The sequence below is a fragment of the Bacillus sp. UNC322MFChir4.1 genome, from assembly GCF_000746135.1.
Lineage (GTDB): Bacteria > Bacillota > Bacilli > Bacillales > Bacillaceae_G > Bacillus_A.
Genome location: NZ_KN050815.1, coordinates 1 through 17,579, shown reverse-complemented (window position 1 = coordinate 17,579; position 17,579 = coordinate 1). Strand labels below are relative to the sequence as shown.

Below are 17,579 nucleotides of genomic sequence, written 5' to 3'. Positions count from 1 at the left end.
TATCCTATGCTGATGGCAATTTTATTTTAGCGATACATCGTCCAAGTTCCAATGTCCTCAAAGCCTAAACGTTTATAAATTCGCCCGGCAGCAGGATTACTGTAAAATAAACAAAGCGTTCTGTCTTCCGCAATGAACTCTTGAATCATTTTACTTACGATTTGGGAAGCATATCCTTTACCGCGATGATTTGGATGTGTACATACACCTACAACCATAGCGGATAATGAATTTTCAGCGGATGTGGATGCAGATGCGATGATTTCTCCATTTTTCTCTATGTAATATGTCCGGCCTGTGTTTGTTTCAATTGCTTGGCGAAGGAGTTTCCCGCTATTGTCTGCTAACGAAAATTCAGTAATTTGTTTTCGTAAATGCATAATACGATCTACGTCCTCAATGGTTGCAATTTTTATATCCCCTTTGTTTGTAGTTTTGGCTAATTGTTTGGTAGTTGTACATTCACAAAAGTATGTATGCTGTTTTTTACCAAGTTTTAAGCTCGTGAGATTTTCAAACTGTTCGACAATCTCTGATTTTCCAGAGAGTTTAATATGGTCATAGTTAATAAATTGATGAATGAATGCCTCTGGCTGGAATGAATCTCTAGCATAAGCAATAAAAGAATCATGGAAACGCAAAAGAACGGCATGTAATTCATTTTCTATCGTAAATTGCCCCCATAGTTCTTGAAAGTCTTGATCATATCCAAATGCCTCAATATCACCGATTAAAAACAAATTAAATGTAGCTTCTTTCTTTAAGAAAGAAAGTACTTGCTCATGATCTTGTTCTGCTAATTTACGAATCATGTGTGCCACCCCTCTTTTTTGTATTTTCTAAATATTAGTACGTATTATTTTAAAAATCAACAAAATTTTATGTTTAGTTCACAACGTTTAGGAAAAACTAGGAAGGATATGAAAAAGGAGGTTATGGACGGTGGATCATCCAATTCAAGGGCTGATGAAAGCAGCTATGGAAAATTTGAAAGAAATGGTTGATGTAAATACAATTGTCGGTGAGCCTGTTCAAACAGCTGATGGCGGCATTGTCTTAACTGTTTCAAAGGTAGCGTTTGGCTTTGGAGCAGGTGGATCAGATTTTTCCACAAATGATGTACAAAAGGTACAAGGTCAGCCTGCATTTGGCGGTGGTAGTGCCGGGGGAGTTTCTATCACTCCTGTTGCTTTTCTTGTAGTAAATAAGGACGGTGTAAATATCCTTCATTTACAAAATGCAACGCATCTGGCAGAGAAAGTAATTGAACTTGCACCGCAAACCATTGATAGAATTCAGTCGATGTTTCAAAATAATAAAAAGCAAGATCATTTACATCATCCACAAAATCCAGATGAAATCGTATGAAAAATGCCTGTTTATAAACAGGCATTTTTTCTTGTAATGGAGATGTAATAAAACACATGAAAATGTAAATAGTTTTTGTAGTTTTTTCTATATTTCTAAAAATTTTCGTGATAAAATATCCTATAGTATTGAAACATATAAAACGAAGGTGGCTAGGTGCTTTGTCTGGAGGATCTGACCAAATCAAGAATATGATTTATATTAATGGTAATCGTCGCAATCATTGTTTTATCACATCTGGAATTACGTTTGAGGAATTTGCAAGCAATATTCCTTCACCGCTTCATCAAATGCTGCTTTTAAAGCATAATTTTGAATGGACGGATTTTCATTATCATACTTTATTCGAATATGTAGAAGAAGAGAATATACATAAATTAATTTCAGCAGATGTCGAGGGATTTGAGGAATTTTGTTGGGTTGATTTTGATGATGTAACCGACTTGGATGAATTGGGGCCAAAAGAAATAGCAGAATTGCTTTATTTGGCGCACAAAAAGGAGCCGCTTGGGAAGGCGTTTTTCCCGCTTTTGAAAAATAGATTTGTTTATCTTTCTCACGATGACGGATGGTATAATAAAGTATACTATCGAAGAATACAGGACTTTGTTGGCATGCTTAGTAAGGCAATTCCTTATAAACTTGGCTCATTTGGAAGAAAACGATTCGCATTTTTTCAAAAGTCGAAAATTTATCCAGCAATTTCAAAAGAGGTTATTCTTGAACTTCTGCCATTTATGGAAGAGGGCTTATACTTAGACTTAGCAGGAAAAGTAGAATCAAGACGCGGTTTAGAGATTCCTGTTTATGTCATTGGTTCGTATGAAAGTACAAATGAAGTTTTAGATGGTTTAGAAGACTTGAAAAGTGAAGCTTCTAAAACAGGATGGCTTATCTTTGATAAGAAAGAGCTAGAGTGGCAATGGATAATGGATTAAGAGAACTTGACGATATGAGTCAAGTTTTCTTTCTTTTTTGGAAAGGAGACAAGATGGATAAGAAATTTATAATAATAGGTATTAGTAGTATTATACTTGTTGCAATTATGCTATTAACATGTCCGAAAGAAGCGGACTTTCAAAAGCATTTAGAAGACAAGTATTCAATTGTGTGTAATGAAGTGGATTTTCATTGTACGCAGAAAAAAGATCAAAAAGAAGAGAAAATGGAGTTTGTTAGTAAGGATGTTCGAAACGGTGTGTTTTTTATTAAGATTGAGCAGACTTTTCAAACAGAAACAGAAAAAAAGAAGACGTATAGCGCCATTGGAGTATTGGGTATGTTTCTCTTTTCCTCCGAAAAGACTTTCTAATGTTGAAGGTCTTTTTTTTGTACTTTCTTTCATATAGTTAGGATAAGACAAGCGTAGGGAGGGAGTAATATTGAATAAGATATGCATGGTTTGCGGGGGAGAAGACTTTTTTTCGTCTACATTATATGCTCGTACAAAACAAGACTGGGCATATGCACCAAATATGTATCGCTTTGAAAAAGTATTTATTGAACAGAGAGATGAGGAGAACTATCCAGTGTTTCAAGAAATCACTGCCTATCATTGTAGTAGCTGCGGATATGTGATGTTATTTCGTTAATAAGCATCCCTTACAAAAGAGAAAGTATACGAATTAATTTTGAAATGGACAAACTTTTAGGTCTAGGATAAATTGGCGAAAAAATAAGCTGTATATGAGAAAAAGGAGTGACAGATTCACTCCTTTTTCTTAGTAGGTAAATATTGCGTGTCATAGTTTGTATCAAAAAATTGTTTATCAAAGTGCTGATAAAAAGAACGGATATAATAAACTAAAAAGTAAAGAAAATCCTCCGAAGCCAATGGCTGTATATCCGAGTGTTTTTGCTTCGTAATGAACAGCAAGAAGTCCAATTAAAATGGAAAGAGATCCAAGTGTAATGGGATAGAAAGCAATTGAGAACAAAGAGAGAAATAATGCAACGTATCCAACAATTATACCGATGTCTGTTCGTTCTTCTTCTTTGTGAACTTCTGTGCGACGACGTCTAATCGGAAGTCGCTGAGGGCTAATTTCAACCGCATATTCTTCTTGTTTTTCTCCGCTTTTTAGATGATGTGTTCGTTTTTTTGGCAAGGGATGTCCCTCTCTTTCGAATTAGGGTATGCTTAGTATTTTTTCTAAAGCAAGAAAACATGCTTATTATTTTTATACAACTAAAGAAAAAAATGGAGAAACAATGATCTGTTGCTATATTATCCATCTCTTCTTAAGAATAAACAGGAAAAATGTAAAATGGTGTAGAATGACTTTTACGTAGATGTAAATTGGAAAGGTGGGGGAAGAATGACGAAATTTAATTGGCATGAAGCAGCGCAGCAAAAATGGGATGATAATGCAGATTTTTGGAATCAAAATAGTCAAGAAATGTGGGATCATGGTAGCCGCAGTACAATTATTCCGTTTTTTCAAAAATACATACGAAGCGGAGAAACTGTTCTTGATGTAGGATGCGGGGATGGATATGGTACATATAAACTAAGTAAAGCTGGTTATAAAGCTTGTGGCGTTGACTTATCGGAGCAAATGATTGAAAAAGGGAAAAAGCGAGGTGAACATTCTAATTTATCGTTTATAGTAGGCGATCTTACTTCATTGCCGTTTCAAGATGAGGAGTTTGCATCCGTTATAGCGGTAAATTCATTAGAATGGACCGAAGCCCCTCTTCAAGCGTTGCAAGAAATAAAACGAGTGTTAGGAAAAGAAGGTTATGCCTGTATTGCTATTTTAGGACCAACTGCAAAACCGCGTGAGAATAGCTATCCGCGTTTATATGGAAAAAATGTCATTTGTAACACAATGATGCCATGGGAATTTCAAAAACTTGCACAGGAGCAAGGGTTATATTTAATAGATGGAATGGGAGTATATAAACGAGGAGTAAATGAAAAGATGATTGGACAACTTCCACTTGAATTGCAGCAATCTTTAACATTTATGTGGGTATTTATGTTTCAAAAGAAGTAACTTTTCTTGCTGATAAAAAGTGGTAAATCTGAATTTATGGAAGTTTCACTTTAAAGTTGGATTATAAGTGCAGAAAATACAAAAAACTGATACAATATTTTTTAGAAACAATTAAAGGGGGATTAGGGAATATGACAGCAACAACTACAGTAAAATCAGACATTGAAATTGCACAAGAAGCAAGCATGAAGAAAATTCAAGAGATTGCAACAGAATTAAACATTTTAGAAGAAGAATTAGAGCCGTACGGTCATTATAAAGGAAAGTTATCTCTTGATATTTTTAAACGCTTACAAGGCGAAGAAGATGGAAAAGTCGTACTAGTTACAGCAATAAACCCTACTCCAGCTGGGGAAGGAAAATCAACGGTAACAGTTGGGTTAGGACAAGCGTTTAATAAAATCGGTAAAAAAGCAGTGATTGCGCTGCGTGAACCTTCTCTTGGACCAACTATGGGATTAAAAGGCGGTGCAGCAGGCGGAGGTTACTCGCAAGTTGTACCAATGGAAGATATTAATCTTCACTTTACAGGTGACATTCATGCAATTACAACTGCAAATAATGCACTTGCAGCATTTATTGATAATCACATTCAACAAGGAAATGATCTGCGCATCGATACGCGTAAAATCGTCTGGAAACGTTGTGTAGATTTAAATGACCGTGCACTTCGTAATGTTGTAATTGGACTTGGCGGACCAGTACAAGGTGTACCGCGTGAAGATGGCTTTGATATTACAGTTGCATCTGAAATTATGGCTGTATTTTGTTTAGCGACAGATGTACAAGACTTAAAAAAACGTATAGCACGCATTGTTGTAGCTTATAACATGGATAATAAACCTGTAACAGTAAAAGATTTAGGTGTAGAAGGTGCATTAACACTGTTATTGAAAGATGCGTTAAAACCGAATTTAGTCCAAACGTTAGAAAATACACCAGCAATCATTCATGGTGGCCCATTTGCGAACATTGCACACGGTTGTAACAGTGTAATCGCTACGACGATGGCAGCGAAATTAGGTGATTATGTAATTACGGAATCTGGTTTTGGTGCAGATTTAGGTGCTGAGAAATTCTTAGACATTAAAGCACGTGCGGCAGGAATCAAACCAGAAGCAGTTGTTATTGTTGCAACAATTCGTGCCCTTAAAATGCATGGTGGTGTAGCGAAAGATGGATTAAAAGAAGAGAATGTTGATGCGTTAGCAAAAGGTATGGAAAACTTACAAAAACATGTTGAAACAATTCAAGCATTCGGTGTCCCATTTGTTATTGCAATTAACAAATTCATTACAGATACTGATAAAGAAGTTGCATACTTACAAGAGTGGTGCAATGAGCGCAGTTACGAAGTATCTTTAACTGAAGTATGGGAAAAAGGTGGTCAAGGTGGTGTCGACCTTGCAGAGAAAGTATTGAAAGTAATTGAAAAAGGTGAAAATACATACGCACCTTTATATGATTTAGAACTTTCTCTAGAAGAGAAAATTCGAACAATTGCTCAAAAAGTATACGGTGCAAAAGATATCGAATTTGCGCCAAAAGCTCGTAAACAATTAATGCAATTTGCTGAAGAAGGTTGGGGTAACTTACCAATTTGTATGGCGAAAACACAGTATTCTCTTTCTGATGATCCAACAAAACTAGGACGTCCATCAGACTTTATCGTGACAATTCGAGAATTTAAACCATCTATTGGTGCTGGTTTTATCGTTGCATTAACAGGAACAATGTTAACAATGCCAGGCCTTCCAAAGAAACCAGCTGCTCTGCAAATGGACGTAAATGAAGATGGAAAAGCAGTAGGTTTATTCTAAAAGGTTGTATTTCTTCTCTTTTATCGGTAAACTATACGTACATCACGGCGCCTTTCGATGGAAAGGCGCTTGTTTTTTGGAGGAATATATGTTTGATCCAACTGCTTTTGAAAATTTAAAAGTTGTCGTTGAAGGAGCTGTATATGATTTTGATTTACATGGAGACATCATTGTAACGAATCGAAAAGATATAATGGATTTGGCATTACTTAGCCGTACATATACCATTTCGTTTCAGCTTACAGAATATACAGAACCATTAGTGGAAGCGACATTTTTATTATCAGTTGATGCAAAGAATTTATCAGGTGAGATATTGGAGGTACCAAATTTTGTTCCTGGTTGTGAAATGAAACTGTTCTTTGAATTTCCTATTGGGCAACCAGAAAAAGATTGCCAAGAAATCGAAGCGTTGCTACAATCCATATGGGGAAAAGAACGAATGATTACGCAACAAATTTCATACGATTATAATAAGCAAGCGATTTCATATCATAATAAAGCAGACATCTTATTTCAAAAAGCGATTACAGAAGACCACGTTGATGACTTAATAGCTGTTATTTCTCATATGATAGAAACGATGCGAATAATACAACAATTTCTTCAAAAATAGAGATAAAGGAGAAAAAGAAATGATAAAAGAGATGCAACCATTTTTGCAACAAGCTTGGGAGAAGGCTGGTTTTAAAGAGTTTACTGAAATTCAAAAGCAAGCTATTCCAACAATTTTAGAAGGACAAGACGTTATTGCTGAATCTCCAACAGGAACAGGTAAAACATTAGCGTATTTATTACCACTTTTACATAAAATTAACCCTGAGGTGAAACAACCTCAAGTGGTTATTTTAGCGCCAACGCGTGAACTTGTAATGCAAATTCATGAAGAGGTACAAAAGTTTACTGCAGGTACGGAAATTTCAGGTGCGTCTTTAATTGGCGGTGCAGATATTAAGCGTCAAGTAGAGAAGCTAAAGAAACATCCGCGAGTAATCGTTGGGTCGCCTGGACGTATTTTAGAATTAATCCGTATGAAAAAATTGAAAATGCATGAAGTGAAAACAATTGTATTTGATGAGTTTGATCAAATTGTAAAACAAAAGATGATTGATGCTGTGTCCGATGTAATTAAATCGACAATGCGTGATCGTCAAGTTGTATTTTTCTCGGCAACAATGACAAAAGATGCAGAAGAAGTAGCGCGTGATTTTGCGGTTGAACCAGAATTAGTTCGCATTAAACGTGCGGAAACAAAAAGTTTAGTGGAACATACGTATATCGTTTGTGAACGCCGAGAAAAAAATGATTTTGTTCGTAAAATTATGCATACTGGTAATGTAAAAGCAGTTGCCTTCTTAAATGATCCGTTCCGTTTAGATGAAATTGCTGAGAAATTGAAATTCCGTAAGATGAAAGCTGCGGCTCTTCATGCGGAAGCAAGCAAACAAGAACGTGAAGCAACGATGCGTGCATTCCGTCAAGGAAAAGTAGAGATTTTATTAGCAACAGACATCGCAGCGCGTGGATTAGATATTAATGATTTAACACATGTTATTCATTTAGAATTGCCAGATACACTGGACCAATATATTCATCGTTCAGGACGCACAGGACGTATGGGGAAAGAGGGTACAGTTGTTTCGCTAGTAACACCGCAAGAAGAGAAAAAGCTACTTCAATTTGCAAAGAAGCTAGGTATTCAATTTAAGAAACAAGAAATGTTTAAAGGATCGTTTGTTGAATCGAAACCGAAAGAACAAAAGAAAAAGAAGCCAGCATTTAACGGGAAGAAAAAGCCAAGATAAATTGAAAAACCGTTGCTACGAATATAATGTAGCAACGGTTTTTTGTTATTAGGTAATATGCAGTTGTTCTAAATAGAACACGCTTTTGTGAAGAGAAGTTTCTATATAACCTATAATTTGATTCATTGTGAATACTTGAAGGGGCTCATATAAATCTTGCTGTGGATAGAGTATATCCTCAAAAACTAATGCTTTAAAAGAATGAATGTTTTCCTCTGGTACTTCCTCAATACCTATCAAATTCGCATTCATATTCAAAATATGAAATGTACTCTTATCTCTATCATAATCATGTAGTAATTTTCCGTTTAAAAGCCTAAAGTCGTGATGATACAAAGAAAGGATATTAGGATCATGGTCTATTCGATTTTTGAGCCAAGGGAGATAGAACCCTTGCAGCCATATATCATCAGCAATGAGGTGGGTATAATATCCTAATATGAAAGGGAAATCTTTATATGCTTTATATTTATTAAGAAATGCATCATAATCAATTTTTCTTGTATAGTTCTTTACTGATCCAGTATAAAAGTGTGATAGTTCTTTTTCCTCTTTTGAATGAACTGCATCAGCAGCAATCCCTCCGAGTAGGAAAGAGGTCTTGTCTTGAATCTCTAATTTTTCTGCAACTAAATCCGCTATAATAACATGCATAATTCTTGAGCCCATGAGCTGTACCTCCACTTGAGAACCGTATTATGTTGGTTGAACATTTAATAGAACTTTTCCTGTACTTTGTCTACTTTCGACCCATTCATGTGCTTTCCCTGCATCCTGAAGCGAAAAACGTTTTCCGATTTTAATTTGTAGGCTACCATTGCTTAACAGAGGAAATATTTGCTCTGCAGTATGCCCGAGTAAATGAGGCCGTTTTTTTCGAGTTGTGCCAAAGCTAAAGCCAAGAATAGACCGGCAGCTTGCATGTAAATCTTTTGTCTGAAATGTTCCAATAGCACCGCTTGCATTTCCAAAATGGACAAGGCGCCCATAGAAAGCAAGACATTGCAAGCTTTGTTCTGATACGGTTCCGGAAATAGAATCTAATATAACGTCTGCGCCTTCTCCATTCGTAATTTCATTCATTTTATGTACAAAATCTTCTTCCTTATAACAAATAACATAATCTGCCCCGGCTTCTAAAGCGATTTTCTTTTTTTCTTCATTTCCAACAGTTCCAATGACTTTTCCAGCACCTAAAATGTTAGCTAGTTGAATAGCAGTTGTGCCAATTCCTCCTGCAGCGGCATGGATAAGTACAGTTTCACCTTGTTGTAACCTTGCAACATTTGCTAGCAGTGTATAGCTTGTAAAGGAAACAATTGGACAAGCCGCAGCAGTTTCAAAATCAATTTCATCTGGTAAAACAAAAGTAAGCTCTTCATTTGCTACAACATATTCGGCATACGATCCGTTAATTGGAAAAGCAATAACGCGCTGTCCCACTTTAATATTCGTTACGTTAGCCCCCACCTGTTCTACGATTCCAGCAGCATCGATACCAGGTATAAAAGGGAGATTTCCAGTTCCCTTTTTTCCATATCGAGATTTAATATCAGCAAAGTTCACACTTGTTGCAACGACGCGAATTAAAACTTGATTCACGTTAATAGACGGCATAGCGACGTCTGTATACTTCATCATTTCAGGGCCTCCAAAGGCAGTTACAACAATTGCTTTCATGATTAGTCCTCCTAAAGTAGATTCTATAGTTTATTTTAAACGGCCATCATAATTTGGAAAATTATATAATGGTTATTAGGAGTTATAAGAAAATGTTATGAAAAATTTATTTCTAAAAAATCGAACGAAATTTTCTGTTCTTGCCAATATATAGTGTACGACTTAAGGAAGGAGGGGATGAAACATGGAAAAATCCGCTGAATACGGTTATCTTATCGAACGGACGTTATTAGGAAATCAAGAAGCATACAGTGAACTTTATGATAAAACAATTGAAGATGTGTATAAGACAGCTCACTTTTTAATAGAGGATAAGTCGGATGTAGATGATGTTGTTCAGGAAATATATATGCAATTGTATCAATCGCTTAGTCAATATGATCGGCAGCGTCCTTTTCGGCCATGGTTAATCGGTCTTGCTGTAAGACAAATTCATTCCTATAGGAGAAAGAGATGGATGCGTCTACGGATTGTGAAAAAAGCAGAAGAACAGCGAAAGCCAATTGAATTTGATTTTTCTAATGATCTTGTCAATAAGTTGTCCAATCAAGAGCTTATTATATTGATACATAAGTTACCTTATAAATTAAAACAAGTCATCATCCTGCGGTATTTACATGATTACTCTCAAGAAGAAGTAGCAAATATTTTAGATGTACCAGTTGGAACGGTTAAGTCTAGAATTCATGCAGCTTTAAAGAAATTACGGCAAAAAGAGCGGGAAGGAAATATTCTATTAAAAAAAGTGAGGGATGCATAATGAGTCTTGATTACGAAGTAAGAGAATCTTTGCAAGAAGAAGCAAAAGGAATTGTACCATCACCGGAATTGAAAGAGAAAGTAATGAATCAAATGAAAGTAAAACGCGGGGGGAAATCAATGAAAAAACGTCTTATAACGGGTGTGTTAGCAGCGACGTTACTTATTCCAACAAGTGCTTTTTCGTATCAATCTCTTTTGGCCGATGGTGTGTATGGCTCATTTGATAATGTAAAGAAACATTTTGCAAGTGCAACGCTGCAAGGCTATATGCATGTGGATGCGAAGTTATCTCAGGCGAAAGGTGAAATGGGAAAAGAAGAATATAAAGAGTTTACAACACTATTAAAAGGCCTAATGGATGCGAAAATGAAGTATGGAGATACAAATGGTAATATTGATTACGATCAACTTTCTCAAGAGAAGCAAGAGGAAATGGTGAAAGTTTTAATGGTGCTGCAGCCTTATTTTGATAAGTTAAACGGAGAGAAATCAAGTAAAGAAGTGTTAACTCCTGAAGAATTTAAGCAATATATACATGCCCAAATGACAGATGAAAAAATACAAGTGAAAATGAAATCAAGTGAACCTATAACGATAGATAAGGTGCCTGAAGAATATAAAGCAGAATTTCAAGAAGCGGATCATTTTATGAATTATGTCAGCGAGAAAGTACATAAGTAACATATCGAATGAACTTCAAAAAAAGAGTCCATGACAAGAAAAATGGACTCTTTTTTGTTACAATGATCAATATGTTGTCTAAGATAGTAAAATTCTTATTTTGAAGTTGTTTCTGTTTGTTCTCGTTTTATCAAATAATCAATAATTCCCATAGCCCCGATTTCTAAATCGAGTTTTAGCAAGTCATAAATAGAATGTGACGATGGAACACCTTGATTTGTCAGATGCGATGAAACTTTTTCAAGTAATAAAAGGGATAGTTCTTGGCTCGCTTTTTCAAAGTTTTGTTCATGTTCAAACACTTGCTCTCCTGATTCAACAAATATTGGGAGCCAATGTTCTAGCTGCGTGCAAACTTCAGAAATATGAGAAGAGGCACCATAATGACCGAAATAAATAAAATCGACATTCATATTTCGAATACGGTCTTTTGAAGCTAACATAGCTTCAGGTTGAAACTGTGTAGGAGATGTTGTTGGCAAATAAAGTTCAACAGCTAGTTCTGCTAATTGACGGTAGTAAATACCAATCGTATCGCCTGTAAATATACCGTTTGTTAAAGAGTCATGAATGCTAATGTGGTGTTTTGCATGACCAGGCGTATCGTAGAATGTCAGTGTCCGGTTTTCTGAAATTTGTAATGTTTCACCATCTTGTACGATGTGAACACGTTCTTCGAGAATAGGTAAAATAGGGTGAAAAAGTTTATCAAACGAATCACCGTAAACAGCTTTTGCACCTTGAATGAGTTTTGTTGGATCAATCATGTGACGAGCGCCTCTGGAATGAACGAACAGCGTTGCATTTGGGCATTTTTCCATCATTAAGCCAGCAGCACCCGCGTGGTCTAAATGAACATGTGTAACAATAATATTTTTTATATCGGTCAGTTGGATATTCAATTGTTGTAATCCATCTAACAGATAAGGAACAGATGGTGAGGCGCACGTTTCAACTATCGTGATTTCATCACCTAGTAAGACATATGTACCTGTACGTTGTTCATGTTGTAGGTCGTGATCGTCGATAAGGTATAGTTGTGAAGATAGTTTTTCTACTTTTTTCAAAATTATCACTCCTTGTGTCCTATTATTATTTTATTATAAAAGAAAAGGCAGAAAACGAAAAATCGTTTTCTGCCTTTATGTAATACGTTTAGTTATTTTGTTGTTTGCTAAGTGTCATAATAAAGAAGCCGACAAGACCACCAATTGTTGGAACAGTAATTATCCCTGCAAGTGTAAAGTATTTGCTTAAGAAAATACCGTTAACATCCATAAACCAACCTAAAACTAGTAACATCATCATGTATAGTACGAAATAAAATTCGCGATTAGAAAGCTTTTCACGTTGTGCAGTTTTCATTATCAACACCATCCCTTTTTTTTATAATGGAATTGAAAATGTCACAATTTAGAAGTTAAACTGTCACATTTTGTTCACACTTTTATTGTAAAACTTTCCGAGGAAAATGTCTAGTGAATTGTGACGATTTTTTGAACAGAAATAAAACGCTCTCATTAGACAATATAAACCCTACATTTTATGATAGAACTATAGAATTGTATGACATGAAGGAGTCGATATAATATGACAATTTATGATTTTTCTGCAAAAACAATTTTAGGAGAAGAAAAGTCGTTACGCGAATATGAAGGAAAAGTATTATTAATTGTGAATGTTGCCAGTAAATGTGGTTTTACACCGCAATATAAAGGATTGCAAGATTTGTATGAAAAATATGAAAAACAAGGTTTTGAAATACTCGGATTTCCATGTAACCAATTTGGAGGGCAAGATCCTGGTACAGAAGAGGAGATTACGAATTTTTGCGAATTAAATTATGGTGTAACGTTTCCTATGTTTATGAAAGTTGATGTAAAAGGTGATAATATACATCCATTATTTTGCTATTTAACCGAGCAAGCACCAGGATTATTAGGAATGAAAGCGGTGAAGTGGAATTTCACAAAATTTTTAGTAGGTCGCGATGGCAAAGTAGTGAATCGCTTTGCACCGCAGACGAAACCAGAGCAGTTAGAAAAGGAATTTGAAAAGGGATTATAGAACGAGGGAGCTTCATATAGAAGGGCTTCTTTTTATGTGGACAAAGAAAGAATTAGAGCTTTTTAAGTGAAAAGTTCGGTATAGTAGAGACTCATATGTTGAAAAATAAAAAAATTAATGAGTTTTCATTTGATAGTAAAAGCATTCGGAAATAATATGATATAGTAGTATAAGGTTGTAGGGGGAAAATAGCTTGAAAAAAATCATTTTAACTATAGGATGTTTATGTATTATGTTAGCTGGCTGCAGTACTAGCAATTATGATGCGCATGTTGAAGCTGGTATGAAAGCATTGAAAGATGAGAAGTATAGTGATGCAATAATGTGGTTTGAAAAAGCTGACCAAGAAAAATCTACTTATGAAACAAAAACATTTATGAAAGTTGCAAAACGGATGGAACATGGCGCGACTGCATTAAAAGATGGAGAGTATAAACAAGCGATGGAAGATTCGAATCAAGTGATAAATATGAAAAAAGATCCGACACTTGAAAAAGCAGTAAAGTCCAATGCTGAAGATATGTTGCAAAAGGCAAAAGATATTGAGAAAAAGGAAATAACGAGAGAAGAAAAGAGAAAGAAAGTGGAAGAACAAGGGATTGATAAAGCGATTAAAGCGGTAGATAGCGTCGGGGAAATAAGAGAAAAGCAAAAAGAAATTGGGGAATCTTTAGATAAAGCTGAAAAAGTAAAAGAAAAAATTGAGGCAAAGAAAAATTAACATATAGGATAATAAGGAAGGTGATTCTTCGATTTGGAGGATGACCATAAATTTCTAATAGGATGGAATTTGAAGGAGCTTTGTAAAAAAGAAGCTTATATAGAAAAGCTTCTTTTTTCTGTTTTCATTTTACAAAAAAAAAAACGAAAAAGTTCACACGGAATACAAATGTATCCGATACAATGTGGCGGTGAGAAAAAAGACATAAATATAATGAGAAATTACTATTACTACCACTGTTCAGTCAGAAAGGGAGAGGAAAATGAAAGAAGCGTTAAAAAAACAATTTCAAAATATGCGTTTTCCATTATTAGTCGCTGTTTTGATTTGGCTAAAAACATATATTGTTACGCGAACTAGTTTTGATTTAAAGCTAGAATCTGCAATGCAGGAATGGATTCTTTTTATTAGTCCATTAGCGTCTTCTTTATTGTTAGTTGGACTTGCATTATTTGCAAAGGGGCAAAAACGGAATTATATAGCTATCGTTATTAACCTTATTATGACCATTATCTTAATCGGTAATGTAATGTTTTATGGTTTTTATAATGATTTTGTTACACTGCCCGTATTAATGCAAACATCGAATATGGATGGATTAGGATCTAGTGTTAAAGCATTGTTAAACTTTAAATTTATATTAATGTTTATCGATATTATTGTTTTGTTTTACATTGCTAAAAAGAAGCCGAACTTTGCAAAAACTGAACGTGTTTCTGGCTCTATGAAGTCATTATATTTTTTAATTTGCATTGCAATTTTTATGGTAAACCTTAGTTTTGCAGAAAAAGAACGCCCTGAATTATTAACTCGTTCATTTGACCGCGTGATGCTTGTGAAAAACCTTGGATTATATGTTCATCAAGTATACGATTTTGGGTTGCAAGCAAAGACAAGTTCACAAAAAGTATTTGCAGATGGAAGTAAAATTCAAGAAGCAGAAAATTATATGAAGACAGTAGATGTAAAGCCTGATCCAAATATGTTTGGGATGGCAAAAGGGAAAAATGTTATCGTTGTCTCTTTAGAATCAACGCAGTCTTTTTTAATTGATTCGAAAGTAAATGGACAAGAAGTTACGCCGTTTTTAAACCAATTTAAAAAAGAAAGTTATTATTTTGAAAACTTTTATCATCAGACAGGACAAGGGAAAACATCGGATGCAGAATTTATGATTGATAATTCTTTATATCCGTTAGATCGTGGTTCTGTATTCTTTACAAATGCTGGAAATGAATTTGTAGCAACTCCAGAAATTTTACACCAGCAAGGCTATTATACAGCTGTATTTCATGCGAATAATGCTACATTCTGGAATCGTAATATGATGTATCCATCTTTAGGATATGATCGATACTACAATGAATTAGATTATAAAGTTACGCCTGAGACGAAAATTGGCTGGGGATTAAAGGATAAAGAATATTTTGATCAATCTGTGGATAAATTACAAAAGATTAAACAGCCGTTCTATACTCGCTTTCTTACGTTAACGAATCATTTCCCGTTTACGTATGATGACAGCATTAAAATGATTGAACCATTTAATTCAGGTGACGAAACATTAGATAACTATTTTGTTACAGCACGTTACGAAGACGAAGCATTAAAACATTTTATTGAACGCTTAAAAGAAACGGGAATATATGATAATTCAGTTATCGTATTTTACGGTGACCATTACGGTATTTCAGATAACCATAACCGTGCAATGGCACAATTTTTAGGGAAAAATGAGATTAATCCGTATGATCATATGTTGTTACAACGTACACCATTATTTATTCATGTTCCAGGTCAAACTGAGGGGAAAACGATGACTGCTCCTGCTGGTGAAGTAGATGTAAAACCGACAATTCTTCACTTATTAGGGGTTGATACTTCTAATGATATTGAGTTTGGTCATGATTTATTTTCACCAGAACGTAAACCATTTGTTGTAGAACGTGATGGAAGCTTTATTACAGACAAATATATTTATTACAATAACACATTCTACAACCGTGAAAACGGTCAAGTCGTTCAAGTACCAGAACAAGAGGCAAAATCACTTATTGATAGAGCGCAGTCAGAATTGAAGATGTCCGATAATATTATACAAGGTGATTTGTTACGCTTCTTTGATGGAAATAAAACAAAATCAGGGACGATTAAAACAGCTATTAAAGAAAATGAATAAGGGAAACCCCGTTGCCTGGGAAGGTAACGGGGTTTTTATTCACTTTAAAATAGAAAATATAGACTAGTAAACAATCTGTTTTTGGGATTTAAACATAGAATATGATAATCCTATTTGGAAGAGGGGAGAATCATGTTCATGAGAGAGGATTGTTGTTTCGAACGCTTCCGAGATTGTAGTAGATTTTGAGACGATTTAATGTTCGGTAGATGTAGACATAGAAATTTTGATGATTTCATGTTTTGTAGACGTAGACATAGGGATTTCAATGACTTCGATTTTAGAAGCAGACATCATCGTGATTGTAACTGTGAAGATTGTAATCGTAAACACAGACGCAAACAAAGAGAATTTGATGATTGTGATTTTAGAAGTGGCCATCATCATAATTGCGATTGTAATGACTGTAATCGTAAACGCAAACATAAACAAAGAGATTTTGACGATTTCGATTTTAGAATCAGCCATCATCGAGATTGTGAAGACTGCGATTTTAGAAGCGGTCATCACCGAGATTGTGACTGTGAAGATTGTAAACACAAACGCAAACACAAACACAAACACAAACAAAGAGATTTTGATGAAAATAATTTTAAAAGCAGACATCATCGTGCTTATGACGATTGGCGAGAATGGTAAATCTCTTTGGAAGAGTGCTTTGAAGAAAAGTACTCTTTTTTCTTATGGATTTTAATTTGTATCTTTTGTACAGGATGTGTTGAAAAATTTATGCAACATCATGAAGATGATTTTATTTTTGTTGGTGCCAGACCATCGATGGGAAAAACAACATTTGCCCTTAATATTGCTTATAATGTCGGGAAAACAAAGAACCAGTTGCACTTCGGCTTTACATACCAAGGGGTGGACAATTCGATTTTAAGCCAAATTTGAATTTTTTAAGAAAAAAATAAACAGCAATACAATCAAAATTTAACATATTTCCAAAAGAATTCCCCTTCCTCAAGGAATGAGAAGGGTGAAGCCCAATGAGTAGGGAGGGGATGAATTTTTGTTGGCGTAAGCCAAAGGATTGAAAAAGGAATTTCCTCGAATCAGATAGAAAGTATGTAAAGAATGATTTGGATCTCAAAGTTATCGTTTGCTGGCTGTGGGCGGTGCACCATTAGAAATGCTAAAACAATCCATCGAAACACAAGGGCAAAACGAATGGGAGGGGATGACAATGTTGTTGAATCAAAAATATGAAATCTTTCCAACAGAAACACAAAAAGAAGTGTTAGGCTGTTGGTTACAATATTGTCGTCAAACCTATAATTCTGCCTTGCTAGACAAAGAACGGAAATATAAGCAAAACAAAGAAAATTACGATCGTTATGATATGCAAAGACAACTTACATTGGACAAGAAGACGTATCCTTTTCTAAAAGAAATGCCTTCTCAGCCTTTGCAAGAAGTGTTTGTACGTCTAAAAAAAGCGTTTGATCATTTCTTTCGTAAAGATGCAAAGTATCCAAAACAGAAAAAGTATAAAGA

Annotated in this window: 22 protein-coding genes; 16 read left to right on the top strand and 6 right to left on the bottom strand. The window is 35.0% G+C overall.

Annotated elements, in window-relative coordinates:
* Nucleotides 1-26: 26 nt before the first annotated feature.
* Complete coding sequence (locus BR72_RS24490; RefSeq protein ID WP_035438076.1) at nt 27-812, bottom strand: GNAT family N-acetyltransferase; 786 nt, start codon at nt 810-812, stop codon at nt 27-29.
* 130 nt (nt 813-942) lie between these two features.
* Here BR72_RS24490 and ytfJ point away from each other — a divergent pair, with 130 nt between their 5' ends.
* The 4 genes from ytfJ (at nt 943) to BR72_RS24470 (ending at nt 2,960) form a co-directional block, all read left to right on the top strand.
* Nucleotides 943-1,368, top strand: a complete 426-nt coding sequence (gene ytfJ, locus BR72_RS24485) for a GerW family sporulation protein (RefSeq protein WP_035438075.1) — start codon at nt 943-945, stop codon at nt 1,366-1,368.
* Nucleotides 1,369-1,529: 161 nt separating this feature from the next.
* Nucleotides 1,530-2,306, top strand: coding sequence for a hypothetical protein (locus BR72_RS24480; RefSeq protein ID WP_035438073.1), 777 nt, complete (start codon nt 1,530-1,532; stop codon nt 2,304-2,306).
* Between the two features lie 53 nt (nt 2,307-2,359).
* Nucleotides 2,360-2,680, top strand: a complete 321-nt coding sequence (locus BR72_RS24475) for a hypothetical protein (RefSeq protein WP_035438221.1) — start codon at nt 2,360-2,362, stop codon at nt 2,678-2,680.
* A 70-nt stretch (nt 2,681-2,750) separates the two neighbouring features.
* On the top strand, nt 2,751-2,960 hold the full coding sequence (locus tag BR72_RS24470) for a hypothetical protein (RefSeq protein WP_035438071.1): 210 nt from the start codon (nt 2,751-2,753) through the stop codon (nt 2,958-2,960).
* 177 nt (nt 2,961-3,137) lie between these two features.
* Here BR72_RS24470 and BR72_RS24465 read toward each other — a convergent pair whose 3' ends face one another.
* Nucleotides 3,138-3,476 carry a hypothetical protein gene (locus BR72_RS24465; RefSeq protein WP_035438069.1) on the bottom strand — a complete coding sequence of 113 codons (339 nt, stop codon included), beginning with the start codon at nt 3,474-3,476 and terminating at the stop codon, nt 3,138-3,140.
* A gap of 210 nt (nt 3,477-3,686) precedes the next feature.
* On the opposite strand from BR72_RS24465, the gene BR72_RS24460 reads away from it, so the two are divergent.
* The 4 genes from BR72_RS24460 (at nt 3,687) to BR72_RS24445 (ending at nt 7,992) form a co-directional block, all read left to right on the top strand.
* A complete protein-coding gene (locus tag BR72_RS24460; RefSeq protein WP_035438067.1) occupies nt 3,687-4,367 on the top strand; it encodes a class I SAM-dependent methyltransferase in 681 nt (226 codons plus the stop codon).
* A 131-nt stretch (nt 4,368-4,498) separates the two neighbouring features.
* The gene (locus BR72_RS24455) at nt 4,499-6,187 is read left to right on the top strand and encodes a formate--tetrahydrofolate ligase (RefSeq protein ID WP_035438065.1); all 1,689 of its coding nucleotides are present in this window, start codon (nt 4,499-4,501) and stop codon (nt 6,185-6,187) included.
* Nucleotides 6,188-6,275: 88 nt separating this feature from the next.
* Nucleotides 6,276-6,803 carry a hypothetical protein gene (locus BR72_RS24450; protein ID WP_035438063.1) on the top strand — a complete coding sequence of 176 codons (528 nt, stop codon included), beginning with the start codon at nt 6,276-6,278 and terminating at the stop codon, nt 6,801-6,803.
* A 19-nt stretch (nt 6,804-6,822) separates the two neighbouring features.
* Nucleotides 6,823-7,992 (top strand): DEAD/DEAH box helicase, encoded by a 1,170-nt coding sequence (locus BR72_RS24445; RefSeq protein ID WP_035438062.1) that lies wholly within the window; start codon nt 6,823-6,825, stop codon nt 7,990-7,992.
* A gap of 48 nt (nt 7,993-8,040) precedes the next feature.
* Here BR72_RS24445 and BR72_RS24440 read toward each other — a convergent pair whose 3' ends face one another.
* Together BR72_RS24440 and BR72_RS24435 are read right to left on the bottom strand one after the other, a co-directional pair.
* Entirely contained in the window at nt 8,041-8,661 is a 621-nt protein-coding gene (locus BR72_RS24440) for a zinc dependent phospholipase C family protein (protein WP_035438060.1), read from the bottom strand.
* A 27-nt stretch (nt 8,662-8,688) separates the two neighbouring features.
* The gene (locus BR72_RS24435) at nt 8,689-9,672 is read right to left on the bottom strand and encodes a quinone oxidoreductase family protein (RefSeq protein WP_035438057.1); all 984 of its coding nucleotides are present in this window, start codon (nt 9,670-9,672) and stop codon (nt 8,689-8,691) included.
* Between the two features lie 184 nt (nt 9,673-9,856).
* Here BR72_RS24435 and BR72_RS24430 point away from each other — a divergent pair, with 184 nt between their 5' ends.
* Nucleotides 9,857-10,432 carry a sigma-70 family RNA polymerase sigma factor gene (locus BR72_RS24430; RefSeq protein ID WP_035438054.1) on the top strand — a complete coding sequence of 192 codons (576 nt, stop codon included), beginning with the start codon at nt 9,857-9,859 and terminating at the stop codon, nt 10,430-10,432.
* A complete protein-coding gene (locus BR72_RS24425) occupies nt 10,432-11,115 on the top strand; it encodes a DUF3600 domain-containing protein (RefSeq protein WP_035438050.1) in 684 nt (227 codons plus the stop codon). Before BR72_RS24430 ends, BR72_RS24425 begins: the two co-directional genes overlap by 1 nt.
* Before the next feature lie 95 nt (nt 11,116-11,210).
* On the opposite strand, the gene BR72_RS24420 is transcribed toward BR72_RS24425, so the two are convergent.
* Both BR72_RS24420 and BR72_RS24415 read right to left on the bottom strand, forming a co-directional pair.
* A complete protein-coding gene (locus BR72_RS24420) occupies nt 11,211-12,182 on the bottom strand; it encodes an MBL fold metallo-hydrolase (RefSeq protein WP_035438048.1) in 972 nt (323 codons plus the stop codon).
* 88 nt (nt 12,183-12,270) lie between these two features.
* Nucleotides 12,271-12,492 carry a DUF3925 family protein gene (locus BR72_RS24415; RefSeq protein WP_197059971.1) on the bottom strand — a complete coding sequence of 74 codons (222 nt, stop codon included), beginning with the start codon at nt 12,490-12,492 and terminating at the stop codon, nt 12,271-12,273.
* 213 nt (nt 12,493-12,705) lie between these two features.
* On the opposite strand from BR72_RS24415, the gene BR72_RS24410 reads away from it, so the two are divergent.
* The 6 genes from BR72_RS24410 to BR72_RS24390 form a co-directional block, all read left to right on the top strand.
* Complete coding sequence (locus BR72_RS24410; RefSeq protein ID WP_035438043.1) at nt 12,706-13,182, top strand: glutathione peroxidase; 477 nt, start codon at nt 12,706-12,708, stop codon at nt 13,180-13,182.
* A 193-nt stretch (nt 13,183-13,375) separates the two neighbouring features.
* Nucleotides 13,376-13,903, top strand: coding sequence for a COG3014 family protein (locus BR72_RS24405; protein ID WP_035438042.1), 528 nt, complete (start codon nt 13,376-13,378; stop codon nt 13,901-13,903).
* A gap of 262 nt (nt 13,904-14,165) precedes the next feature.
* Nucleotides 14,166-16,082, top strand: coding sequence for an LTA synthase family protein (locus BR72_RS24400; protein ID WP_035438040.1), 1,917 nt, complete (start codon nt 14,166-14,168; stop codon nt 16,080-16,082).
* 268 nt (nt 16,083-16,350) lie between these two features.
* The gene (locus tag BR72_RS26605; protein ID WP_035438038.1) at nt 16,351-16,776 is read left to right on the top strand and encodes a hypothetical protein; all 426 of its coding nucleotides are present in this window, start codon (nt 16,351-16,353) and stop codon (nt 16,774-16,776) included.
* Nucleotides 16,777-16,811: 35 nt separating this feature from the next.
* Entirely contained in the window at nt 16,812-16,976 is a 165-nt protein-coding gene (locus BR72_RS26150; RefSeq protein WP_156107980.1) for a DnaB-like helicase C-terminal domain-containing protein, read from the top strand.
* A 286-nt stretch (nt 16,977-17,262) separates the two neighbouring features.
* Nucleotides 17,263-17,579 (top strand): helix-turn-helix domain-containing protein (locus BR72_RS24390; RefSeq protein WP_156107982.1); only part of this gene is annotated, 317 nt, incomplete at its 3' end.